Below are 23,020 nucleotides of genomic sequence, written 5' to 3'. Positions count from 1 at the left end.
AACATCCCCGGCGCAAAGGGCATCAACCCCGCCATGGCCGAACGTTATGCGGGCAAGACCGCCTGCGTCATCGGCGCGGGCTTTGGTGGCATGGCGCTCGCCGTGCGGCTGCAATCGGCGGGCATTGCCACCACCGTGATCGAGAGCCGCGACAAGCCCGGCGGGCGCGCCTATTTCTGGGAGCGTGACGGCTTCACCTTCGATGGCGGGCCGACCGTCATCACCGATCCGCCCTGCCTTGAAGAACTCTGGCAGTTGACCGGCCACGACATTTCCGAAGATGTCGAGCTGATGAAGGTCATGCCGTTCTACCGGCTCAACTGGCCCGACGGCACCAACTTCGAATATTCGAACGACGAAGAACAGCTCAACGCGGAGATCGCCAAGCTGAACCCAGCGGATGTCGCCGGTTACGCGCGCTTCCTCGAATATTCGGCACGCGTGTACGAGGAAGGCTATCTCAAGCTCGGCACCAAGCCGTTCCTCGATTTCAAGTCGATGCTGAAGGCCGCACCTGCGCTGATCAAGGAGCAGGCGTGGCGCTCGGTCTATTCGATGGTGTCGAGCTATATCGAACACCCCAAGCTGCGCGAGGCCTTCAGCTTCCACTCGCTGCTGGTCGGCGGCAACCCGATGAACACCTCGTCGATCTACGCCCTGATCCACAAGCTGGAGAAGGATGGCGGCGTCTGGTGGGCGCGCGGCGGCACCAACCGGCTGATCGCCGGGATGGTGCGCCACTTCGAGCGTTTGGGCGGCACAATGATCGTCGGTGATCCGGTGGTGCAGGTCCACACGCTGGGCACCAAGGCGACCGAGGTTGAGACCAAGAGCGGCTTCCGCCAGCGCTTCGACGCGGTCGCATCGAACGCGGACATCATGCACTCCTACAAGGATCTGCTGTCGGGCAGTGAGCGCGGCAAGAAAATGGCCAAGAGCCTCAATCGCAAGAGCTTCAGCCCGTCGCTGTTCGTGGTGCACTTCGGGCTGGAAGGCACCTGGCCCGGCATCCCGCACCACATGATCCTGTTCGCCAAGCGCTACAAAGGCCTCCTCGACGACATCTACAAGAACGGGGTCGTGCCGGAAGATTTCGCAATCTACCTTCATCACCCGACCGTAACCGATCCGAGCATGGCGCCCGCGGGCAAGAGCACCTTCTACGCGCTCGTCCCCGTCAGCCACATGGGCAAGATGCCGCTCGATTGGGACGAAGTCGGCCCGAAGCTGGAAAAGATGATCCTCGACGAGTTGGGCCGCCGGTTGATCCCGGACATCCACGACCGGATCATCACCAAGTTCAGCTACGCGCCCAAGGACTTCAAGCAGGACTTGAACGCCCACATGGGCAGTGCCTTCAGCCTTGAGCCGGTGTTGTGGCAAAGCGCATACCTGCGCGGCCACAACCGCGACGACGTGATCGACAACTACTACCTCGTCGGCGCAGGCACCCACCCGGGCGCCGGCATCCCCGGCGTGGTCGGCAGCGCGAAAGCGACTGCGGGGCTGATGCTGGAGGATCTGGCGAAGGTGGGCGCGTGAAACGTCTCGCCGTCTATTGCGGTTCGGCCTCGCCTGAAGACCCGCGTTATGTCCAGCTGGCCTATGATGTCGGCGCGGAACTGGCCGCGCGCGGGATTGGCCTTGTCTATGGTGGCGGCAAGCTCGGCCTGATGGGCGCGGTTGCGCGCGGGGCCAAGGAAGGCGGGGGCGAAGTCATCGGCATCATCCCTGAAGCGCTGGTCAAGGCCGAAGTTGCCAACCATGATTGCGACGAGCTTGTCACAGTCAGCGGAATGCACGAGCGCAAGCAACGCTTCACTGACCTGTCGGACGGCTTTGTCACCATCCCCGGCGGAGTCGGCACGATGGACGAGCTGTGGGAAGCGATCAGCTGGTCGCAGCTGGGCTATCACACCAAGCCGGTGGGCCTGCTCAATGCTTTCGGCTTCTACGACCACCTGCTCGCCTTCAACGCGAAGATGGCCGAGGTCGGCTTCGTCCGGCCTGCGCACCAGAACATCCTGATCGCGGCGACCTCGATCCCCGAACTGCTCGCCAAGATGGAAGCCTATCAGCCGCACACGCCGATCTTCCGCATGAAGGCCGAGGAGCTCTAGGCATCCCGATGGCGGTCGATGCCACCACTCGCGCGGCGCTGGTCGAACATGCGCGGCTGTCGATCAAGCGCGGCTCACAGAGCTTTTCCGCCGCAGCGCGCCTGTTCGACAAAGAGACTCGCGAGCGCGCGTGGCTGCTCTATGCCTGGTGCCGCCGCGCGGACGACATTGCCGACAATCAGGACATGGGCGGCGAACTGGGCGATCAGACCGACCTCGCCGAACGCCTCGCCCTGATCCGCCGCCTGACTGCGCTGGCTTTCGCAGGCGAGCCGACGGGCGATCCGGCCTTCGACGCGCTCGGCGTAGTCGCCGCCGAGGTGGGCCTCACCCCGCAGATGGCCGAGGACGTGATCGCGGGCTTCCAATTGGACGCCGAAGACTGGCGCCCGCGCACCGAGGCCGACATGCTGCGCTATTGCTACCATGTGGCGGGCGCGGTGGGCGTGATGATGGCGGTGGTGATGGGCGTCTCGCCTGACGATCAGGAGACGCTCGACCGGGCGAATGATCTGGGCCTCGCCTTCCAGCTATCCAACATCGCGCGCGACATTGTCGAGGATGATGCGGTGGGCCGCTGTTACCTGCCCGAAATCTGGCTGGTCGAGCAGGATATCGAGCCCGGTCAGCATACCAAGCCGCATCACCGCAAGGAGCTCGCCGCGATGACCGCGCGGCTGGTCGCGCTGGTGGAAAAGCACGAGGCCGCCGCGCGGGTCGGCGCGGCGAAGCTCCCGTTCCGCAGCCGCTGGGCCGTGCTGTCGGCGGCGCGCATCTATGGGGCAATCGGGCGCAAGGTGAGGAAGCGCGGGCCTGAAGCCTGGGCCAGCCGCACCTATGTCCCCCGCGCGGAAAAGGCGCTGTACGGCGTGCGCGCGTTCCTCTCTGCGGTGATCAACCGCGAGAAGATGCCGGCGGGCGGCATCCACTGGGGGATTGCCGATTATCGGCCATCCGCACCGCCCCGGGCGTGACATTCGTCATTGCGAGCCAAAGGCGAAGCAATCCAGCATCGGACACTCACGCCTGCTGGAACGGTTGAAATTGGATTGCCGCGTCGCCTACGGCTCCTCGCAATGACGAAAAAACTGGGCTAGCAGAGCGATCATGAAAGCCCTTCTCGCTCCCGCCCTGCTTGGCGCCGCCGCTCTCGCCGCCGCGCCGCTCGCTGCCAACACGCCGACCCCCGAGGCCCTTGCGGTGATGGAAGGCGTCAGCGATTTCTTCGATGCGCTCTCCAACGACGACAAGACTGCGCTCGCCCGCCAGATGATCCCTGAGGGCATGATCTTCATTCACGACCGGCGCACCCCCGATGCCCCGCGGCTCGCGATGGTCCCGGTCGCCAAGCACCTCGAGAACTGGCTCACGTCCCCCGATGAGGTGGCCGAGATCATGTATATCGAATCCGTGCGGGTCGATGGCGACATGGCGCAAGTGTGGGGACCATATTACTTCACCATCGCGGGCAGCCTCAGCCATTGCGGGATCAATTCCTTGAGCATGGTGAAGCGCGAGGGCCGGTGGCTGGTCGCCAACACCAGCTTCACCATGGAAGCGCCCGAGGCCTGCGCTGACACGGTCGCTGAAGTAAACAGCCATTTCGAGTTCGCACGATGATTCAGAAGCTCCTGATCGCCAATCGCGGCGAGATCGCCTGCCGCATCATGCGCACCGCCCGGGTCATGGGGGTGGCGACGGTCGCGGTCTATTCGGATGCCGATGCCAAGGCGCTGCATGTGCGGAGCGCCGACGAGAGCGTGCATATCGGCCCCTCGCCCGCGGCGGAGAGCTATCTGGTCGGCGCGAAGATCATCGCCGCCGCGCAGCAGACCGGGGCGGATGCGATTCATCCGGGTTACGGCTTCCTGTCCGAGAACGCCGACTTCGCGCAGGCGGTGCTGGACGCTGGCCTCGTCTGGGTCGGCCCCAAGCCCGCCAGCATCCGCGCGATGGGTCTGAAGGACGCGGCCAAGCAGCTGATGCGCTCGGCGGGCGTGCCGGTCACGCCGGGTTATGACGGCTCCGACCAGTCGGTCGAGCGGCTCACCAAAGAGGCTGACGCGATCGGCTACCCCGTCCTCATCAAGGCGGTCGCGGGCGGCGGCGGCAAGGGGATGCGCAAGGTCGATGCGCCCGCCGATTTCACCGCGAGCCTCGAATCCTGCCGCCGCGAGGCCAAGGCGAGCTTCGGCAACGACGAGGTACTGCTCGAAAAGTGGATCACCTCGCCCCGCCATATCGAGGTGCAGGTGTTCGGGGACAGCCACGGCAACGTCGTCCACCTGTTCGAGCGCGACTGCTCGCTCCAGCGCCGCCACCAGAAAGTGATCGAGGAAGCCCCCGCCCCCGGCATGGATGAAGCCACCCGCGAAGCGATCTGCGCCGCCGCCGTGCGCGCGGCCAAGGCGGTCGATTACGAGGGCGCAGGCACGATCGAATTCATCGCGGATGCCTCGGACGGCCTGCGCGCCGACCGCATCTTCTTCATGGAGATGAACACCCGCCTTCAGGTCGAACATCCCGTGACCGAGGAAATCACCGGGGTCGATCTGGTCGAATGGCAACTGCGCGTGGCGAGCGGCGAGCGGCTGCCCAAGCGGCAGGACGAGCTGTCGATCAATGGCCATGCGATCGAAGCGCGGCTCTATGCGGAAGACCCGGCGAAGGGGTTTCTGCCGAGCACGGGGCGGTTGGAACGCTTCCATATCCCGGATCGCGAGCGGATCGACACCGGTGTCGAAGAAGGCGCGACGGTCTCCCCCTTCTACGACCCGATGATCGCCAAGATCATCGCGTCGGCTCAGGATCGCCAACAAGCCATCCAGAGCTTGAAGCAAGTTCTGGACGGAACTGCCGTTTGGCCAGTCAAATCGAACGCGGGCTTCCTCTATCGGCTGCTTGAGGATGCCGAGTTTCTTGAGGGAGCAATGACCACAGGTCTCATCGCCGCGCGCGGTGATGGCTTGATCCCTGACAGTCATCCCACCAAGGCAATGCTTGAGACAGCCGCGCTGCACCTTCAGCGCGAATATGTCGGTGTCCAGAAAGCGCCCCTTACGGGCTTTCGCTTGAACGCCGATCCCAAAAAGTCGGTGCTTCTGGCAACGGAGTCCGGCCCCGTCGAAACTCGCATTCCTGATGATTGGTACGACGAGATCTGGTCGTCATCTGCCACGCCAACCATGGCCTTGGTGAGCGCAAAGGGCCTCGCCTTCGCGATTGGCCAGCATAATCCGCATGGGGAGGGCCAAGTTTCCGCCGCCGACGGCGCGATCATCGCGCCGATGCCGGGCAAGGTCATCGCGGTCGATGTCGTAGAAGGCCAGACCGTCACTGCCGGGCAGCGGCTCATGGTGCTCGAAGCGATGAAGATGGAACACGCCCTCACCGCGCCCTTCGACGGGGTGGTCGAGGGGCTGGTCGTCAGCGCGGGCGGGCAGGTGCAGGTCGAGGCGGTGTTGTGCCGGGTGGTGCCCGCGGGGGAATAGCCCCGCTTCATCTCCTTTTCGTCATTGCGAGGAGCGAAGCGACGCGGCAATCCAGAACCGCTGCGCGCTGCCGCTCTGGATTGCTTCGCTGCGCTCGCAATGACGAGGTGAGGGAGAGGGAATGACCTGGGCCAAGGAACTCGAAGAACTGCGCCACCGCGAGGCGCTGGCCGAGCAGATGGGCGGCGCGGACAAGGTTGCGCGGCAGCATGGGCGCGGCAAAATGGACGCCCGCGCACGGCTCGCGGCGCTGGTGGACGAGGGGTCCTTCCGCGAGATCGGCAAGATCGCAGGCAGCGCAAAGTATGACGCCAACGGCGACCTCCAAGCCGTCACCCCCGCCCCCTTCCTGTTCGGCAAGGCCCTGATCAACGGTCGCCCCGTGGTCGCCACGGCGGACGATTTCACCATTCGCGGCGGCGCGGCGGATGCGGGGATTGCGCGCAAGATGGTGCAGGCCGAGATGATGGCGCACCAGCTCAAGATGCCGATCATCCGCATGATCGACGGCACGGGCGGCGGCGGCAGCGTAAAGACCCTCGAACAGATCGGCGCGACCTATATTCCCGCCGTGCCCGGCTGGGGCGATGTGGTGACGAACCTCGACACCGTGCCGGTGGTAGCACTGGCGCTTGGCCCCACGGCGGGGCTCGGCGCGGCGCGGACCGTGGCGAGCCACTATTCAATCATGGTCAAGGGCCTCTCGCAGATCTTCGCGGCTGGCCCCGCCGTGGTCGATGGGCTGGGCGAGGCCTACAAGGGCGGCGCGGCCAACCATGAGGAGGCCAAGGAAGCGCTCGGCGGATCGGCGATCCACACTCGCAACGGCGTGGTGGATGACGAGGTGGCCAGCGAAGCCGAGGCCTTCGCCCGCGCGCGGCATTTTCTCAGCTTCATGCCCGAATATGTCGGGCAACCCGCCCGCCGCTCAGGCTGCGATGATCCTGCTGATCGCCGCGAGGAGGCGCTGCTCAGCCTCGTCCCGCGTGACCCGAAACAGGTCTATTCGATGCGCCGCTGCATGGAGATGCTGTTCGACCACGGCACCGTGTTCGAGATCGGCAAGCACTGGGGCCGCGCCGCGATCACCGCCTTTGCGCGATTGGATGGCTGGCCGGTCTGCGTGATCGCCTCTGATCCGAGCTACCTCGGTGGATCGTGGGAGGCCAAGACCTCCGAAAAGGTCGAACGCTTCGTCCGCCTCGCCGACCAGTTCCGGCTCCCCATCGTGCACCTCGTCGACAACCCCGGCTTCATGATCGGGCGCGAGGCGGAGATGGCGGGGACTATCCGCTACGGCGTCAATGCGATGAACGCGATCTACCGCGCCACCGTGCCGCTCGCCAGCATTGTCCTGCGCCGCGCCTATGGCATTGCGGGCAGCGCGATGAGCAATGCGGAACGCTACCAATACCGCTATTGCTGGCCGAGCGGAGACTGGGGCTCGCTTCCCATCGCGGGCGGGCTGGAGGTCGCCTACAAGTCGGAGCTGGAAGCCTCCGACGACGCCGAGGCGCTGCTGGAGGACATCCGCGAACGGCTGGCGAAAGTCACCTCGCCGTTCCGCAGCGCCGAGCGCTTCAATGTCGAGGACATCATCGACCCGCGCGACACGCGCCCGCTGCTGTGCGAGTTTGCGGGCCTCGCGTGGCGGCGGTTGGGGGCTGACACCTAAGCTTCGTCATTGCGAGCGCAGCGAAGCAATCCATGATCTGACATCGCGGCAGATTGCGACGGCGGTCCATGGATTGCCGCGTCGCCTTCGGCTCCTCGCAATGACGAGGAAAAGAGGAGTTAGGGCTCGCGCATCCCCAGCTCCGCATCTGACGGCCCGAACAGTTTGCCCTTCTCGCTCAGCAACACCAGCACCAGACAGGCAAGCCCGCTCGCCAGCAAGGCCAGCGCCAGAGGGCGCGCCGTGCCGTCAAACGCGTAGCCGATCGCGCCGCCCAGCAGCGCCGCCATGGTCATGCGCACAAATCCGTGGGCCGAGCTCGCCGCGCCGGCGATGTTGAAGAACGGGTTCATGGCGATTGCGCCGAAATTGCTGCCGATGAAGCCGAGCAGCGCCATGTTGGTCGCCATGAGCGGGACGAACACCCACAGGTGCTCCTCGGGCTGGAAGGCGAACATCACCTGCACCGCGCTCACCGCGATGAAGAAGAACAGCGCGGTGTGGCTCACCCGGCGGGCGCCGAAACGCTCGACAATGCGCGAGTTCGACCAGCTGGCGAACGCCATCGACCCGGCGCAGATCGCGAAGACCAGCGGGAAGATATCGCCCGCGCCGAAAGTCTCGGTGATCAGCTGCTGCGAGGAATTGATAAAGCCGAACAGCGCGCCGAACACCAGTGCGGAACCGATGACGTAGCCAAAGGTGCTCGGCAGGGCGAGCGCGCGGCCCATGTTCGCGCCGATGGTGCGCAGGTGGATTTGCTGGCGGTTTTCGTCAGTCAGGCTTTCCGGCAGGCGGATATAGACCCACGCGCCCATCACCACGCCCAGCACCGCCATCGCGCCGAAGATCGCGCGCCAGCTGCCGACTTGCAGGATGCCTTCGCCGATGGTCGGCGCGATGGCGGGGACCATCAGGAAGATCACGAAGATCATGCTCATCATGCGGGCCATCTTGTCCCCGCCCACGCGGTCACGAATGATCGCTGGAGGGAGCGCGACGATGCCAGCGGCAAAGAAGCCTTGCGCCGCACGCACCGCGATCAACGCGTCATAGCTCGGTGCCAAGGCCGACAGGATCGAGAGCACGATATAGACCGCGACAGCACCCAGCAGGATCGGCCGCCGCCCGAAGCGGTCAGCCAGCGCGCCCGGCACCAGCGAGCCCAGCCCGCCCGCGAGCAGATACACGCCGATCACGAATTGCCGGTCATTGCCCGAGACCGAAAGATCCGCCGCAAGCGCATCGAGCGCGGGCAGAATCGCGTCGATCCCGAAGGCGTTCAGCGCCATCAGCATCGCCATCATCCACAGCAACTCGGTCTCTCCGAGCGCCTTGCGCAGGGGCGTTGAGGGAGCAATTGCGGTGGCCATGGCGGGGCCTTTGCCGAGGGGTTCGCCCGAAGACCACTGTTCTTTTCGCATGTGCACAAAATGACCTGTGAGGTGAATTGTTCCAGCAACAGTTCCTTCGTCGGCGACAAGGTTCTATTTGCGAAAGGATGGCCGAGCCGCCGCCCTTGCCCCCCGATACCGAGACCGCGCCGGGTCTCAGGAAGATCATCCATGTCGACATGGATGCCTTCTTTGCCAGCGTCGAACAGCGCGATGATCCCTCGCTGATGGGCAAGCCGGTCGCAGTTGGCGGCGCGGGCGGGCGGGGCGTGGTGGCGGCTGCCAGCTATGAAGCGCGCAAGTTCGGGGTGCGCAGCGCCATGCCCTCGGTCACGGCGCAAAGGCTGTGCCCCGACCTCATCTTCGTGCGCCCGCGGTTCGACGCCTACAAGGAAGCCAGCCGCCAGATCCGCCGGGTGTTCGAGCATTACACCCCGATCATCGAACCGCTGAGCCTCGATGAAGCCTATCTCGATGTGACCGAAGACCGGCTCGGCATCGGCAGCGCCACCCGCATCGCCACACTGATCCGCCAGGAAATCCGCGCCAAGACCCGGCTCACCGCGAGCGCCGGGGTGAGCTACAACAAGTTCCTCGCCAAGCTCGCCAGCGATCAGAACAAGCCTGACGGCCTATGCGTGATCCGCCCCGGAGAAGGCGCGCAATTTGTCGCAGGCCTGCCGATCCGGCGGTTCCATGGGGTCGGGCCCAAGGCGGAGGAACGGATGCAGAAGCTCGGCATCCTGACCGGCGCGGACCTTGCGGCCAAGGACATCGCCTTCCTGCGCCAGCATTTCGGCAGCATGGCCGATTACCTGTTCCGCGCCGCCCGCGGCATCGACCTGCGCCCCGTCGCCGCCCACCGGGTGCGAAAATCGGTCGGCGGGGAGCGGACCTTTTCGGACGATATCGGCAGCGGCGGTGCCTTGCGCGACACGCTGGAGACGATCATCGATATCGTGTGGGAGCGGATCGAGGCGGCGGGCGCAAAAGGGCGCACGGTGACGCTCAAGATGAAATTCACCGATTTCCAGATCATGACCCGTGCAACCTCGCTCCCCGAGTTCGTCAGCGGGAAGGCGGAGTTCGCTAAGCTCGCCCGCGCGCTGCTGGAAGCGGAGTTGCCGTTGCGCGGACCGATCCGGCTGATGGGGCTGACCCTGTCGGGGCTGGAAGGGGCCGAGGATGACAAGCCGCCAAGGGACGAAGCGCAGTTGCGGCTGCTGTGAACAGTCCCTCTCCGTTCGGAACGAATGGGGAGGTGGCAGACGCCGCAGGCGGCTGACGGTGGGGTTATCATCCGGCCCTGCAAGCCCCTCCGTCACCGCTCCGCGGTGCCACCTCCCCATCCCGGATCAAGTCCGGGACGGGGAGGGACGCCAATGTCACCCCACCCCTCGCGCGCGCCATGCCGCAATCCGCGTGCGAGTGGTGCGGCCGAGCGGTTCGGGCAGGGAGTGGGAGGGGAAGAACCGCGCCTCTGTCACTTCGCGCCCGTCAGGCTTGGGGCGCTGATCGCACACGGCGGCGAAAACATGGGCGGTATGGGGCGAGCCGGACAGCACCTCTTCCAGCGTGCCGACCGGTTCGATCCGCGCAAGTTCGACGCCCAGTTCCTCTCGCACCTCGCGCCGTGCCGCCGCCTCGGGGTCCTCGCCGGGCGCCAGGCCGCCGCCGGGCAGGCTCCAGACTCCAGGGCCATAGGAATGCTTGAGCAACAACACATCGCCGGTGAGGTTGGTGATGACGACGCTCACCCCCGCAATCGGGGTCTTGCGCCAGCGCCGCCAGTAATGCCGCACCCAATGCGCCAGCGGCATCAGCGCGCGGTGGAGCACGGCAGGGAGGAAGTTTGGCATCAGGTGAAGACAGTCACCGGAATACCCCGCGCCTGCGCACTGCGCAGCAGGCGGGCAACGGGCAGGTCGTTCTCGCCGCGCGAGGCCGCATCGAACACCGCGCGCTTGTCCGCCGCGCCGCCGAGGGTGAAGACCAGCGCGCTGGTGTTGAGCAGCGCCGGGATCGTCAGCGTGATCCGGTCGAACGGCGCATGGGCCGGGAGCGGATCGGGGGTGAGGCGGCGGACCGTCAGCGGATCATCAATCTGGGGGTCGGTGTTGGGGAACAGCGAGGCGATGTGCCCATCCGACCCCATGCCCAGCCATGTCAGCGCGAAATGCGGTGGGATGGCATCTTCGGCCAACGCAACAATCTGCGCGCCCGCAGGCGCCAGCAGCGCGCGCATCTTGCCGGTGTTGGACGCCTCGTGATCTTCGGGCACGATCCGGTCGTCATTGGGCCAGATCTGCCACCCGCTCCAGTCGATGCCGCCCTGTTCGATCAAGGTCGCGAGGATCGGAAAGGGGGTCGAACCGCCGGGAAGCGTGATGGCGCCGCTCCCGCCAAGCCGTGACGCCAGCCAGCCAGCGATCGCAGCCTGATCCGCGCCTTCGATAATCGTCACGTCATGCATAGCCGCTTCAATAGCAAACGGGCCGCCCCCGGCAATGGGTGCGGCCCGCTTGTGAATAGCTATTGCGGCAGCGATCAGGCGAGGATCGAACGCAAGAACCAGGCGCGCTGTTCGGCCATGTCGGTCCATTCGTCGAGCAGCCCGTCGGTGGCATTGTCGCCCGCTTCTTCGGCCAGATCCTTCATGCCCTTCAGCCGTCCGATCACGGCTTCGTTATCGGCGAGCAGTTCGGCGACCATGTCCTCGGCGGAAAGCTTGGTGCTGTCCTGATCCTTGATCTGGGTGTGCTTGCCCATCGTCCCGATCGAAGTGAGCGTATCAGCGTCCAGCTTGCGCACGCGTTCGGCAATCAGATCGATCTGATCGCGCACTTCGAGTGCCTGCGTGTCGAACAACAGGTGCAGGTCGTGGAAGCGCGGGCCCTTGACATGCCAGTGGAAATTCTTGGTCTTGATGAACAGTGCAAAGTGATCGGCGAGCAGTCCGTTGAGTTCATCAACCAGAGCGGCTTTCGAATTGGCTTTCTTATCGGCCATGATATTCTCCATTATTCTGTTCAGTGCGAGCAAGTGATGTCGCCTATCTGGTGACTATATCAATGCACGAACATAGATTGGGTTTCAGGAAAATTCTATTCGCGGTAATCGGGCAAGGCGATTAGAAGGCGGCGAAACGAGCGTTCAATCCGATGAATAGTGCGGCAAGCGCAAGGCATCCCGCCAGCACCAGCCGGACGATACGCAACGGCCAGCGGGCAAGGGTTTCTCTGCCCACCGACCAGCCGACGGCCACCGCCGCCGCTCCGCCCAGCGCGCCGCCCAGGCCCGCCGTCAGCGGCACAACCGTCCATGCGGCGAGCGCGAAAACGGCAAAGCGCGCGCCATCCCCGATCTGGCGCGCCAGCAGCACAATCGCGATCGCACCCAGCGAGCGGGTGGGCTCCTGCGGCGACTTGACCCGCACCGGAAATGCCAGCTCGGCAGCGGCAATCGCCAGCGCAAAGGCGACCAGCATTTGCGCAGCGCGGCGCGGCAGAAGTTCGGCAAACTCCGCCCCGATCCACGCCATTGCCCCGGCGCTGAGGCAGGCGCACAGCACGGCAACCGCGAGCAGCGCGGTGCTGCGTTCCAGCACATCGGCCCATTGCGCCACCAGCCATTGATCGCGCCCGCCCATCGCCAGCGCGGAGACCAGCAGCACAGCGATCAGGAAGCCGTCCACGCGGGGTCTGGCTTTGGATCAGGCCGCCCAGGGCCCGGTGATCGCCAGTGTCGCTGTCGGGTCATAGGCGTTGACGAACAGCACCTTGCCATCGGGCGAGAAACACCCGCCCGCAAGCTCGGTCTGCGCCCTGAGCCGCGCGACCGTATAGGCCTGACCCTCGGGCGATATGCCGCGAATATGGTTGTCGACGATCGGGGTGTATTGATCTTCGCACACGATCAGGTGGCCATTCGGGGCCACGGTGAGGTTGTCGCCGAAGTTGAACTGATCGGTGCTCTCGCTTTCAAAATACAGCTCGATCCGGTCGGGCGCACCGGCATTGCCCGGGCTGAGCTTGAGGATCTGGCCCAGCTCCTTCGCCCCGCCGCTCGTGCAGCAAGCAAACACCTCGGACTGGCCGCGATTGACCCCCATGTGCAGGCCTTCGCCCCGTGCGATCAGTGTCGCGCCCTTGGCTGCGGCGCGCAGGCGCAGGTCGTCCTTGGGCGATTCGGGATCATCGAGGTCGATCCAGGTGACGGGATAGGGCTTGCGCAGCGGCATCAACGCCGTCGCCCAGTTGCGCGAATCCGGCAGGCCTTCGATCGACATCGCCTGCAAGCGCCCGCCCTCAGCGAGCTTGCCGGGGGTCTTGGGGATGAAGCGATACAGCACCCCGTCATCGCGGTCCTCGGTCATGTAGACATAGCCGGTTGCCGGATCGACGGCGGCAGCTTCGTGATTGAAGCGGCCCATTGCGGTCAGCGGCGCCGGATCGACCAGCCCGCGCGCCGAGGCGGGGACTTCGAACACCCAGCCGTGATCGCGCTCTAGCCCGTCACCATAGGGCTGGCCCGGGCCGGTCGGCGCTTCCTCGCAGGTCAGCCAGCTGCCCCACGGCGTCACCCCGCCCGAACAATTGCGGATCGTCCCGCCAAGGCTGCGGAACTGGCGCTTCACCTGCAATGTCTTCGCGTCGAGCACGATGGTGGTGGTCCCGCCGGGGACGAAGGCGCCGTTGCGCTTGCCAAAACCCTTGGCAATCGGCCCGCCCGCATCGTGGCGCGGTTGCAATTCGTGGTTGCGGACCAAGGCGATTTCGCCGTTACCGAGATCGAAGCAGCCCATCCCGTCCGCGCGGTCCGGCACGGTGCCGCCGTCGTCCATTGTGTCCCCCAGGCGCGAGATGACGCGGTAGGAGAACCCTTCGGGCAGATCGAGAAAGCCCGCCGGGTCCGGCACCAGCGCGCCATACCCGGCAAAGCCGCTGGCCTTGGCGGATGTGCCCGCAGCGGCCGAGGTGGCAGGCGCACCCCGCGTCATGCAGCCGCTGGCGGTCAGCGCGGCAAAGGCGGTGGCGGTCGCGCCGAGGAAGCGGCGACGACTGGCTTCGAAAGCGGGGGTCTGGGTCATGCCCGCGGGATTACCGGCCCGCCTCCAGCGCGGCAAGCACTTCGTCCCAGCGGACATATTTGAAGTTCTGGGCCGAGGGCGCGTTCACTCCGTCCTGCGCGATGAAAATGCCTTTGGGGAAATCGGGGCCGAAATCGCGATTGTCGAGTTCGATCCCGTCGGTTTCCTCGACAGAGCCAAACGCGCCTTGGGCGATGCGGAAGCGTCCGACCGGCGTCACATCCGGCAGGCGGAACACGGCATAGGCGTTGTCCCCTTGCGACGACGCGACAAGGTAGCCGCCGTCCTTGCCCTCGGGCGCGATGGCGAGGCCTTCGACATCGGCGACCAGCAGCTTGTTGTCGATCGCCGCGACCATGCGCTTGGCCCCGGTGACGGTGTCGATTGCCCAGATCCCGGCGTCTTCCTCGCCGATATAGAGCGTGCTGCTGCGCGGGTCTGCGATGCAGCCTTCGGTCTGAGTCGGCACTTGTGCGAGCGTCGAGGTGGTGCCGATGAAGGCCCCGTTCGCCTCGGTGATCACGGTCTTGTAGATCGTCCCGCTCTTGGGCGCGCTGAAGGCGATCACGCCGTCGACTCCGGCGGGCTTGACCATGCAGATGCCATAGCCCTCGCCGGGCCCGACCGCGATCTTGCCCGCGGGCGCAAGCTTTCCCGTAGCGGTGTCGAGCAGCGCCATGAACAGATTGACCGTGGTCAGATCGCTGCGGTCACTGGCAATCACCAGCACGCGGCCCCCGCTGATATCGATCAGGTCGACATTGTTGAGGCCGGGTGCGGCGAGAAAGCTCTTTTGTGCGCCCTTGAGGTCATAGACGTAAAGCCCGCCCTTCTTGTCCGTGCCGACAATCAGGCTCGCCGCCGGATTGGCCGGATTGCGCCAGATCGCCGGATCATCCGCCGCATCCTCGCGCGCCGTGCCGACCGGCGGGGTTTCCGCCCGCGCGGTCACGGTTACCGCCGGATCGCCGGTGATCGGCGGAACGGTGGCACAGGCCCCTGCGATCCCGAGAGACAGCAGGGCGAAGCCATGGAAGGGACGCAGCATCAGAATGCATACCTCGCGACGATCTGGAACACCGGCCCGGCGCGCTCGCTTTCGATTTCGTACTCGTCGAAATCGCGGCTCACCTGATCGCCAGTGGTGGCGAACTTGTTGAACACCTCGTCCTTGGTGCTGTCGAGTAGGTTCGAACCCACCGCGCGGATGGTGAAGCTGTCACCGAACCGCTTTTCGATGAAGACTTCAAGATCCGCGCCATACCGCGTGGTCACTTCCTCGCCCACCAGACGCCCGAAGGCCGAGCCCTGCTTGCGATAGGTCGCCCCGAAGGCCGCGCCGAACTGCGGAATGTTCTGGATCGCCCCGAAGTTGTAGACGAATTTCGACTGGTCGTTGAACCGCCGCTCACCGAATTCATCGGTGATCTTGCTGTCGAGCACCGCCAAGTTCCCGAACACGCCGGTATCGGGCAGGCCGAGGAAAGCGAGGCTGAACGAGGCGTCGAATTCGATCCCGTAAACCTCTCCGCTGCCGGTGTTGCGCGGGGTGTAGACGAAGGTGCCCGGCCCTTCCGAACCTTCAACCGGGGTGCCGTTGGCATTCAGCAGGGTCGAAAGTTCGGTGAGGTTGCTGACGTCGCGGTAGAACACATTGACGCCGACCACGCCGGTGCGGCCGATCTTGTGTTCATAGCCAACATCGCCGCCCCATGCGGTTTCCGGCAGCAGCAGCGGGTTGCCGAGGAAGTCGTTGTCGCCAAACTCGGCTTCCAGCGTGCCGGGGGTGAGGAAGTTGAAGTTGGGACGACGCAGCGTGCGCGCACCCGATAGCGTGATCCGGCCCTCACCCACTTCGATCTTCATCGAGGCCGAGGGCAGGAATTCGTCATAATCGCTGCTAATCGCCGGTGCGCCAGCGGCCACCAGATCGGTGATCGTCACATCGGTGTTTTCCCAGCGAATGCCGACCTCGAAGGTGAGGTTGTCATATTCGCCTTCAACCAGCGCGTAGAGATCGCGGCGGTCTTCTTCGATGCGGGTGGTGGTGGGCTCCAGCGGCGGGAAGGTCGCCGGGGCGAATTCAGCCGGGTTGCGGGTGAACTGGTCATAGCCCTGCCGGTTGGCGGCGGTCAGATTGAAGCGGCTGCGCACTGTCTGGAGATCGGTGTCGCGGTCCTTGTTCTGCACGAAGCCGCCGATCGCGAATTCGAGATTGTCGTTCAACTCGAACTCATGCTCGAGGTTCACGAACAGCTCGGTGTCCTTGATCGCCTGGTCGATCAGATCGCCAGTGAAGCGCGGGGCGCTGCGGTCGAAATCGACTTCATATTCGAACTCGTCACGCTGTTCGTCAAAGCTGGAATAGCCGACCCGCAGCTGGGTTTCACCAAGGCTCCATTCGTGATCGAGCTTGCCGATGATGGCGAAGCTTTCCTGCGTGATGTCCGAGACGTTGGCGTTGTCGGTCAGCAGATTGCCCGCAGGCGTAGCGCGCACCGGCCCGTTGATCGCGGTGGGATCATTATATTCAAACGACCGCTCGGTTTCGGTTCGCTCGGTGCGGACGAAATTGCCGAGCAGTTCGAACTCGGTGGTTTCACTTTCGATGCCCCAGCTGGCGTTGAAGGCATAGTCGGTGCCGTCGCGCACGTCGGTCTGGTCTTCGCGGTTGTCGAAATCGTCGGTCGCGAAATTGGGGTTGTTCTCGGGGCTGTCGCCGTAGCGCAGGCTCGACTTTTCCTTGGGGTTGTAGCGGCCTTGCACGTTGGCACCAACCAGCACGCGGCCACCGCCGAGCTCGCCACCATAGTAGAAGCCGCCCGAGGGCTTGAACTCGCCATCGTCGAAGAACAGCCCGCCCGCACGCAGGTAGCCGCCATCAAGCGCGAAGCCATCGCGCAGCTTGATGTTGAGGGAGCCTGCGACCGCATCGCCGGTGCGGCGGGCGGAGGAAGACCGCACGATCTCGACCTGCTCGATCAGCTCAGCCGGGATGCGGTCGAGGAAGAACGACCGGTCGGACTGGCCGCCGGGGACACGCTCGCCGTTGATGAGGATCTGGGTGTAGCCCGGATCAAGCCCGCGCAGGCGCGCGCCATCGCTTTCGAGCACGTCGGACAGGAAGGTGACGCCCGGCACGCGCTTCAGCGCATCGCCTGCGGTCAGCGGTTCGAAGCGCTGGAAGTATTCCTCGTCATAGACCAGCACCGGCTCTGCGGAGTCGGAGCGGTTGCGGAAGCCGATCGAGCCCTGGACCACGATTTCCTTGGCCGACTGGATCTGGTCGTCCTCGGTCTCCTCGGTCTCGGCAATCGCGCCGCCCGACTGGACGGCGGCAGCGAGTTGCTGCGGGTCGGCCTCGGCGGCCTGCGCGGGTGCGGCAAAAATGGTGGCAAGCGCGGTGACGGCGCTGCCGATAAGCAGCTGGGTGCGGAGCATCGGTATTCCCCCTGGCGGTCTCCCGGGAATCGGGACCGTGTTGAGGGCGCCGATAATCCGCGACCATGACACAGGGGCGACCGGACGGTGACGGAGCTGTTACAACAGCGCGCCAAGCCAAATTTGGCGGCGCTGTGGCGCAAATGCCTCAATTGGAGAGCTAGCGCCGCACCTGCTATGCGCTTAGCCAGAGGCAAAAGAACCACAGGAGAGGAAACCCATGAAAATCGAACCGGGCATGGCCGCGGTGGTCACCGGCGGCGCGAGCGGGCTGGGCAAGGCGAGCGCCAAGGCCTTTGCCGATGCGGGCATGAAGGTCGCCATCTTCGATATCAACGACGAAGCCGGCGAGGCCCATGCGCGCGACATCGGGGGCACCTTCCACCATGTCGACATCATGGATGAGGCGAGCGTCGAGGCAGGCTTTGCCGCTGCCCGCGCTGCCCACGGGCAAGAGCGCGTGACGCTCCATTGCGCGATGGCGAGCCGCCGCGGCAAGACGCTGGGGTGGGACAAGGAAAGCGGCCAGTACAAGCGCCTCTCCACTGAAGATTACGCCTTCGGGGCCGAGGGTATCCTCATCGCCTCGTACCGCGTCGCCAGTATCTCGGCGCTGGGGATGGCCAATGCCGATCCGGTCAATGATGATGGCGAACGCGGCGCGATCATCCTCACCGCCAGCGTCGCGGCGCAGGACGGGCAGATCGGACAGGTGATCTATGGCTCATGCAAGGCCGGGGTGAACGGCCTCGTCCTGCCGATGGCGCGCGATCTGATGGACATGGGCATCCGGGTGAACTCGGTCATGCCGGGCATCTTCGCCACCCCGCTGATGCTGGGGATGAAAGACCGCAATCCGCCGATGTGGGCGCAATTGAACGCCTCGGTGCCCTTCCCCAAGCGCCTCGGCGAACCGGAAGAGTTTGCCTCGCTGGTGCTGGAGATTGCCCGCAACAGCTACATCAACGGCCACCAGTTCCGCTTGGATGGGGCGATCCGAATGCCGCCGAAGTAGGTTCAATATCACCGCGTCGTCATTGCGAGGAGCCGCAGGCGACGCGGCAATCCATCAACAGACCTTTCCGCAAGTGGAACCGGCCGATCATGGATTGCTTCGCTCCGCTCGCAATGACGAGGTAAGAATTATGGCTACCCAGACCAACGAATACCCCACCAAGGCCTATGGTGCGACCGCGCCTGACAGCGGCGTCGGGCCGATGGCCATCACCCGGCGGGGCTTGCGCGACGATGACGTGCTGATCGAGATCAGCCATTGCGGCATCTGCCATTCCGATCTGCACTCGGCGCGCAACGACTGGGGCTTCACCACCTATCCGATCGTGCCGGGTCACGAGATCGTAGGCATTGTCAGCGCGGTCGGGAGCGGCGTCACCCGCCACACAGTCGGCGACCGGGTGGCGATCGGCTGCATGGTCGATTCGTGCATGGAGTGCTCACATTGCGACGCCGATTTTGAACAATACTGCCTCGATGGCGGGATGACCGGCACCTATAATGGCAAGGACCGGCGCGACGGCAGCCTCACCTTCGGCGGCTATTCCGAACGGATCGTCTGCCGCGAGGAATTCGTCCTCAAGGTGCCGGACGGGATGCCGATGGCCGAAGCTGCCCCGCTGCTGTGCGCCGGGATCACCTCCTACAGCCCCTTGCGGACATGGAAGGTCGGGCCGGGCAGCAAGGTCGCGGTCGCAGGGCTCGGCGGACTGGGCCACATGGGCGTGAAGCTGGCGGCGGCTATGGGTGCGGAAGTGACCGTCCTCAGCCGCTCGGAAAGCAAGCGCGCGGATGCCGAGAAATTGGGCGCCCACGCTTTTCTCAACACTGATGACGCCGCCGCGATGAAGGCCAAGCGCGGCTATTTCGACATGGTGCTCAACACCATCCCGGTGCGTCATGATGTTGTGCCTTACCTCCACCTGCTGCGGATTGACGGGGTGCAGGTGCTGGTCGGGCTGATCGGGATGATGCCCGAACTCCACACCGGCGTGCTGCTGGGCCGCAAGGTGCTGACGGGAAGCGGGATCGGCGGGCTGGCCGAGACGCAGGAGATGCTCGATTTCTGCGCCGCGCATAACATCCTCCCCGATATCGAAGTGATCGCGATGCAGGACATCCAGACCGCTTACGACCGGATGGAGGCCAGCGACATCAAGTACCGCTTCGTGATCGACATGGAGAGCCTGCGCGCGGAGCCGGCGGTGGCGACATGACGTATCGCTCTGTCGGACGACCTATGATTATACCTGTTTGCAAACTGTGGCAGGAAAGACACGCAAGAAGATAATGTGAAACCCCCCTCTCACATAACCTTTGTGCGCGATGGCCGGTTGGGGGAATATGACGCGGACGTGACGGGAACCCGATTCATCGGATAAAATCTCCTGCACGGCCCGCAGGTGGAACGATCCAAACCTCTCTATGGAGCGTTCCTTATGTCCATTCGTTTTGCCTCGGCCGCTTCGGCCGTCGCTCTCATCGCCTGTTTTGCCACGCCTGCCTTTGCAGGTGAAACGCAAGCCGCTCTCGCTGGCCCGGCTGATGAAACCGAAATCGCCGTGACCGAGGCCGATCAGGCCGCTGTTGCCTTGCGCGCTATCGAACCCATCGACCTTGCCACTGCCACGGGCCAGGACGAAGAGTCCGCCATCACCCTTTCGGGCTCGGCCACCCTCACCAGCGACTACCGCTTCCGCGGCGTGTCGCAGTCGGATGAAGGTATGGCGATCCAGGGTGGCTTTACCCTCTCGCATTCCAGCGGCTTCTATGTCGGCACCTGGGGCTCGAACCTGTCGGGCTGGGGCACCTTCGGCGGCGCCAACATGGAGCTCGATATCTACGCGGGCTACAAGCTGCCCGTCGGCGAAGGCACGCTGGACCTTGGCGGCACCTGGTACATGTATCCCAGCGGCGCGGACGAAACCGACTTTGCCGAACTTTATGCCAAGCTTTCGGGCAGCGTTGGCCCGATCGGGCTGACCGCCGGCGTCGCCTATGCGCCGAAGCAGGAAGCGCTGGGCAATGCCTTCCCGGTCGGCGGCCCGCCCAACCCGGGCGACAAGGAAGACAACCTCTACCTTTCGGGCGACGCGACCTATGGCGTCAGCGGCGCCCCGATCACGCTGAAGGCTCACATCGGCTATTCGGACGGGAACCCCGGCCTTGGCCCCAACGGCACCAGCGTCGCCCCGACCGGCACCTATCTCGACTGGCTGATCGGTGCGGACATCGTGCCGATTTCGGGCCTGACGCTGTCGGTTGCCTATGTCGATACCGACATCACCGAAGCCGAAGCCAACCTCATCCGTCCGAACTTCGCCACGCTGGCGGGCGATTCGATCTCGGACGCGACGGTGGTGTTCTCGGTCACCGCGTCGTTCTGATCGGTTTGGAATGACACAAGGGGCGCTCTGCCATCGCGGCGGAGCGCCCCTTTACTTTGCGCAGCCCCTTGCCGATAGGTTGCTCGTCGAGACCCGATAACGGGCGAGCGAGAGGATTGACGATGCGCAAGGCGATTTTGGCGGCCACGACGGCCGCACTCCTGGCAGTTCCGGCGAGCGAGGCCTTGGCGGGCAAGCGCTACGAAGCGACCATCACCCGCACCACCTTCGGCATCCCGCATATCGAAGCGCGCGACTGGCGCGGCGTCGGTTACGGCGTGGCCTATGCCTATGCCGAGGACAATCTGTGTCTGCTGGCCGAGGAATTCGCCACGGTGGCGGGCGAACGCTCGCTCCATTTCGGCCCGCAAGCTACAGCCACGCTCGGGTTCGAGCAGGTCGACAATCTCTCCTCCGATGTGTTCTTCCGCTCGATCATCGATCTGCCCACGCTGCGTGAGGGGGCCAAGTCGCTGACTCCGCGGGTTATTGGCCTGCTGGACGGTTACGTCGCGGGCTATAACCGCTTCCTCAAGGATGCCGGAGCAGACGGCATCCCGGCGGAGTGCCGCGGCAAGGCCTGGGTCCGCCCGATCACCCGCGACGATATGTTGCGGCTGAATGAAAAGCAGATGCTGCTGGCAAGCTCGCTCAACCTCGCGCCTGCGATTGCTAATGCAGCCCCGCCCGGCAGCCCTGCCCCCAAAGTTGCGATCAATATGCCCAAGCCTGACGAGCTTGGCCTTGGCAGCAACGGCTGGGCCTTCGGCGGGGATGTGACCGCGAACGGGCGCGGGATGCTGATCGGCAATCCGCATTTCCCGTGGAAGGGACCCAGCCGCTTCTGGCAGATGCACGTGACCGGGCCGGACGGCTATGACGTGATGGGCGTGGGCCTGGCGGGCACGCCGCTGCCGACGCTCGGCTTCAACAAGGACATCGCCTGGACCCATACCGTTACGCAGGCCAAGCACTTCACCCTGTTCCAGCTGACGCTCGATCCGGCGGACCCGACCCGCTACATGGTCGATGGGACAAGCACGCCGATGACGCGCCAGACCGTCACCGTGCCGATGCCGGAAGGCACGCCCGCCGTCACCCGCACGCTGTATAGCACCCGCTTCGGCCCGGTCTTCGTGATCCCCGCGCGCGGTGTCACCTGGAGCGCGGCGACGGCCTTTGCGGTGCGCGATGCCAATCGCAGCAACCAGCGCGGGATCGAAACCTGGCTGCGCATCGGTGAGGCGAAGAATGTCGGCGAAGTGAAGGCCGCGGTGACCGAGACGCTCGGCATTCCGTGGGTCAACACCATCGCGTCTGACCGTTACGGCGATGCGCTTCACGCCGATGTGACCGCGGTGCCGAATGTTTCGGCGGACAAGATCAAGACCTGCTCAACGCCGATTTCGGGCCTGTTCGCCGAACTCGCCGTGCTGCTCGATGGCACGCGCGAGGCCTGTGATTGGGATGTGGCGGCAGGCACACCCACCCCCGGCCTGATGCCTGCGGGCGATCAGGCGGCGACTATCGTGCGCAGCTACCTCACCAATTCGAATGATTCCTACTGGATCAGCAACCCGGCGATGCCGCATCGCCAGTTGTCGCCGATCCTCGGCGAATATGGCACCGCGCGCAGCCTGCGCACCCGGTCGAACTTCACCGAGACAGCGGCGCTGCTGGCCGGGGGCAAGGTGGATCATGCGCGCGCGCAGGCCCATGCCTTCGCCAACAAGAGCCTCGCCGCCGACATGACACTGGACGAGATCAAGGTGCTGTGCACCGTGACCGAAGGGCTGCCCGATGCGACGGTGCGCGGCTGCACTGCCTTGGCCGGATGGGATCGCCGCTTCGAGGCGACCAGCCGCGGCGCGGCGCTGTTCCGCGCTTTCTGGGCGAAGGCAGGCCGCCTGCCGAGCCTGTGGCAGGTGCCGTTCGATCCCGCCGATCCGGTGAACACCCCGCGTGCGCTCGCAGTCGATGGAACCAAGGGCGAAAAGCTGCTGGCGGCGCTGGCTGAAGCCGTGGCTGACCTCGACAAGGCCAACATCCCGCTCGATGCGCCGTGGGGCGACGTGCAGCGGGTCATGGCCGGGAACGACGCCATCGCGATCCACGGGGGGCCCGGCACGCTCGGCATCCTGAATATGCAGGAATCGCGCCCCGCCCCCTATGGCGGACTGATGCCGGTGCACGGGACGAGTTATATCCAGATCGTTGGCTTCGACGACAAGGGCCCGGTGGCGGACGCGATCCTGAGCTATTCGCAGTCGACCAACCCCGCCTCGCCCCACGCCGCTGACCAGACCCGCGCCTATGCGGCCAAGCAATGGCACCGGCTGCCATTTGCCAAGGCCGAGATCGCCGCAGCCGCAATCAGCAAGCCCAAGCGCATCGCCGAATAGGCCGAGC

19 protein-coding genes are annotated in these 23,020 nt (G+C 65.0%); 11 read left to right on the top strand and 8 right to left on the bottom strand.

The genetic code is table 11. The annotated features are described in order from the left end of the window. Positions 1-33 precede the first annotated feature (33 nt). The 6 genes from GVM20_RS14970 (at position 34) to GVM20_RS14945 (ending at position 7,286) form a co-directional block, all read left to right on the top strand. Positions 34-1,542, top strand: a complete 1,509-nt coding sequence (locus GVM20_RS14970; protein ID WP_166548002.1) for a phytoene desaturase — start codon at positions 34-36, stop codon at positions 1,540-1,542. After that, entirely contained in the window at positions 1,539-2,120 is a 582-nt protein-coding gene (locus tag GVM20_RS14965; RefSeq protein WP_166547993.1) for an LOG family protein, read from the top strand. Before GVM20_RS14970 ends, GVM20_RS14965 begins: the two co-directional genes overlap by 4 nt. Positions 2,121-2,128: 8 nt before the next feature. Then, positions 2,129-3,094 carry a phytoene/squalene synthase family protein gene (locus GVM20_RS14960; protein WP_166547992.1) on the top strand — a complete coding sequence of 322 codons (966 nt, stop codon included), beginning with the start codon at positions 2,129-2,131 and terminating at the stop codon, positions 3,092-3,094. 133 nt (positions 3,095-3,227) lie between these two features. After that, positions 3,228-3,740: a nuclear transport factor 2 family protein gene (locus GVM20_RS14955; RefSeq protein ID WP_166547991.1), complete on the top strand. Its 513-nt coding sequence runs from the start codon at positions 3,228-3,230 to the stop codon at positions 3,738-3,740. After that, positions 3,737-5,611: an acetyl/propionyl/methylcrotonyl-CoA carboxylase subunit alpha gene (locus GVM20_RS14950; protein ID WP_166547990.1), complete on the top strand. Its 1,875-nt coding sequence runs from the start codon at positions 3,737-3,739 to the stop codon at positions 5,609-5,611. The genes GVM20_RS14955 and GVM20_RS14950 overlap by 4 nt, the downstream gene beginning before the upstream one ends. 121 nt (positions 5,612-5,732) lie before the next feature. Further along, positions 5,733-7,286 carry an acyl-CoA carboxylase subunit beta gene (locus tag GVM20_RS14945; RefSeq protein WP_166547989.1) on the top strand — a complete coding sequence of 518 codons (1,554 nt, stop codon included), beginning with the start codon at positions 5,733-5,735 and terminating at the stop codon, positions 7,284-7,286. A gap of 119 nt (positions 7,287-7,405) precedes the next feature. On the opposite strand, the gene GVM20_RS14940 is transcribed toward GVM20_RS14945, so the two are convergent. After that, entirely contained in the window at positions 7,406-8,659 is a 1,254-nt protein-coding gene (locus GVM20_RS14940) for a multidrug effflux MFS transporter (protein ID WP_166547988.1), read from the bottom strand. Between the two features lie 128 nt (positions 8,660-8,787). On the opposite strand from GVM20_RS14940, the gene dinB reads away from it, so the two are divergent. Next, positions 8,788-9,909 carry a DNA polymerase IV gene (gene dinB / locus GVM20_RS14935; RefSeq protein WP_166547987.1) on the top strand — a complete coding sequence of 374 codons (1,122 nt, stop codon included), beginning with the start codon at positions 8,788-8,790 and terminating at the stop codon, positions 9,907-9,909. Between the two features lie 156 nt (positions 9,910-10,065). Here the strand turns inward: dinB and GVM20_RS14930 are convergent, their stop codons facing one another. From GVM20_RS14930 to GVM20_RS14900, 7 genes are all read right to left on the bottom strand, one after another. Continuing rightward, positions 10,066-10,539 (bottom strand): NUDIX hydrolase, encoded by a 474-nt coding sequence (locus GVM20_RS14930; protein ID WP_166547986.1) that lies wholly within the window; start codon positions 10,537-10,539, stop codon positions 10,066-10,068. Next, the gene (locus tag GVM20_RS14925) at positions 10,539-11,153 is read right to left on the bottom strand and encodes a 6-phosphogluconolactonase (RefSeq protein ID WP_166547985.1); all 615 of its coding nucleotides are present in this window, start codon (positions 11,151-11,153) and stop codon (positions 10,539-10,541) included. The genes GVM20_RS14930 and GVM20_RS14925 overlap by 1 nt, the downstream gene beginning before the upstream one ends. Before the next feature lie 74 nt (positions 11,154-11,227). Beyond that, the gene (locus tag GVM20_RS14920; protein ID WP_166547984.1) at positions 11,228-11,689 is read right to left on the bottom strand and encodes a Dps family protein; all 462 of its coding nucleotides are present in this window, start codon (positions 11,687-11,689) and stop codon (positions 11,228-11,230) included. A 121-nt stretch (positions 11,690-11,810) separates the two neighbouring features. Beyond that, complete coding sequence (locus GVM20_RS14915; RefSeq protein WP_166547983.1) at positions 11,811-12,374, bottom strand: hypothetical protein; 564 nt, start codon at positions 12,372-12,374, stop codon at positions 11,811-11,813. An 18-nt stretch (positions 12,375-12,392) separates the two neighbouring features. Then, positions 12,393-13,769, bottom strand: coding sequence for an alkaline phosphatase PhoX (locus GVM20_RS14910; protein WP_166547982.1), 1,377 nt, complete (start codon positions 13,767-13,769; stop codon positions 12,393-12,395). Between the two features lie 10 nt (positions 13,770-13,779). Next, positions 13,780-14,817 (bottom strand): phytase, encoded by a 1,038-nt coding sequence (locus GVM20_RS14905; RefSeq protein WP_166547981.1) that lies wholly within the window; start codon positions 14,815-14,817, stop codon positions 13,780-13,782. Next, a complete protein-coding gene (locus tag GVM20_RS14900) occupies positions 14,817-17,210 on the bottom strand; it encodes a TonB-dependent receptor plug domain-containing protein (protein ID WP_166547980.1) in 2,394 nt (797 codons plus the stop codon). Before GVM20_RS14900 ends, GVM20_RS14905 begins: the two co-directional genes overlap by 1 nt. A gap of 220 nt (positions 17,211-17,430) precedes the next feature. On the opposite strand from GVM20_RS14900, the gene GVM20_RS14895 reads away from it, so the two are divergent. The 4 genes from GVM20_RS14895 to GVM20_RS14880 all read left to right on the top strand — a co-directional run bounded on the left by GVM20_RS14895 (position 17,431) and on the right by GVM20_RS14880 (position 23,013). Then, a complete protein-coding gene (locus GVM20_RS14895) occupies positions 17,431-18,225 on the top strand; it encodes an SDR family oxidoreductase (protein WP_166547979.1) in 795 nt (264 codons plus the stop codon). Positions 18,226-18,355: 130 nt separating this feature from the next. After that, complete coding sequence (locus GVM20_RS14890) at positions 18,356-19,441, top strand: NAD(P)-dependent alcohol dehydrogenase (protein ID WP_286166021.1); 1,086 nt, start codon at positions 18,356-18,358, stop codon at positions 19,439-19,441. Between the two features lie 222 nt (positions 19,442-19,663). Further along, the gene (locus GVM20_RS14885; protein ID WP_166547978.1) at positions 19,664-20,611 is read left to right on the top strand and encodes a TorF family putative porin; all 948 of its coding nucleotides are present in this window, start codon (positions 19,664-19,666) and stop codon (positions 20,609-20,611) included. A 122-nt stretch (positions 20,612-20,733) separates the two neighbouring features. Next, positions 20,734-23,013, top strand: coding sequence for a penicillin acylase family protein (locus GVM20_RS14880; protein WP_166547977.1), 2,280 nt, complete (start codon positions 20,734-20,736; stop codon positions 23,011-23,013). The last annotated feature ends 7 nt before the right edge of the window (positions 23,014-23,020 follow it).

The sequence above is a fragment of the Porphyrobacter sp. SLTP genome (assembly GCF_009905735.1).
Taxonomy (GTDB): Bacteria; Pseudomonadota; Alphaproteobacteria; order Sphingomonadales; family Sphingomonadaceae; genus Erythrobacter.
This window is presented reverse-complemented; position numbering and strand designations above follow the sequence as displayed.

Excerpts from the sequence above, each read along its gene's own strand:
- GVM20_RS14970 (WP_166548002.1), top strand. The coding sequence starts at position 34 with ATGGCCGAACGTTATGCGGGCAAGACCGCCTGCGTCATCGGCGCGGGC.
- GVM20_RS14960 (WP_166547992.1), top strand. The coding sequence starts at position 2,129 with ATGGCGGTCGATGCCACCACTCGCGCGGCGCTGGTCGAACATGCGCGG.
- GVM20_RS14955 (WP_166547991.1), top strand. The coding sequence starts at position 3,228 with ATGAAAGCCCTTCTCGCTCCCGCCCTGCTTGGCGCCGCCGCTCTCGCC.
- GVM20_RS14950 (WP_166547990.1), top strand. The coding sequence starts at position 3,737 with ATGATTCAGAAGCTCCTGATCGCCAATCGCGGCGAGATCGCCTGCCGC.
- GVM20_RS14945 (WP_166547989.1), top strand. The coding sequence starts at position 5,733 with ATGACCTGGGCCAAGGAACTCGAAGAACTGCGCCACCGCGAGGCGCTG.
- GVM20_RS14940 (WP_166547988.1), bottom strand. The coding sequence starts at position 8,659 with ATGGCCACCGCAATTGCTCCCTCAACGCCCCTGCGCAAGGCGCTCGGA.
- dinB (WP_166547987.1), top strand. The coding sequence starts at position 8,788 with ATGGCCGAGCCGCCGCCCTTGCCCCCCGATACCGAGACCGCGCCGGGT.
- GVM20_RS14930 (WP_166547986.1), bottom strand. The coding sequence starts at position 10,539 with ATGCCAAACTTCCTCCCTGCCGTGCTCCACCGCGCGCTGATGCCGCTG.
- GVM20_RS14925 (WP_166547985.1), bottom strand. The coding sequence starts at position 11,153 with ATGCATGACGTGACGATTATCGAAGGCGCGGATCAGGCTGCGATCGCT.
- GVM20_RS14920 (WP_166547984.1), bottom strand. The coding sequence starts at position 11,689 with ATGGCCGATAAGAAAGCCAATTCGAAAGCCGCTCTGGTTGATGAACTC.
- GVM20_RS14910 (WP_166547982.1), bottom strand. The coding sequence starts at position 13,769 with ATGACCCAGACCCCCGCTTTCGAAGCCAGTCGTCGCCGCTTCCTCGGC.
- GVM20_RS14905 (WP_166547981.1), bottom strand. The coding sequence starts at position 14,817 with ATGCTGCGTCCCTTCCATGGCTTCGCCCTGCTGTCTCTCGGGATCGCA.
- GVM20_RS14900 (WP_166547980.1), bottom strand. The coding sequence starts at position 17,210 with ATGCTCCGCACCCAGCTGCTTATCGGCAGCGCCGTCACCGCGCTTGCC.
- GVM20_RS14895 (WP_166547979.1), top strand. The coding sequence starts at position 17,431 with ATGAAAATCGAACCGGGCATGGCCGCGGTGGTCACCGGCGGCGCGAGC.
- GVM20_RS14890 (WP_286166021.1), top strand. The coding sequence starts at position 18,356 with ATGGCTACCCAGACCAACGAATACCCCACCAAGGCCTATGGTGCGACC.
- GVM20_RS14885 (WP_166547978.1), top strand. The coding sequence starts at position 19,664 with ATGTCCATTCGTTTTGCCTCGGCCGCTTCGGCCGTCGCTCTCATCGCC.
- GVM20_RS14880 (WP_166547977.1), top strand. The coding sequence starts at position 20,734 with ATGCGCAAGGCGATTTTGGCGGCCACGACGGCCGCACTCCTGGCAGTT.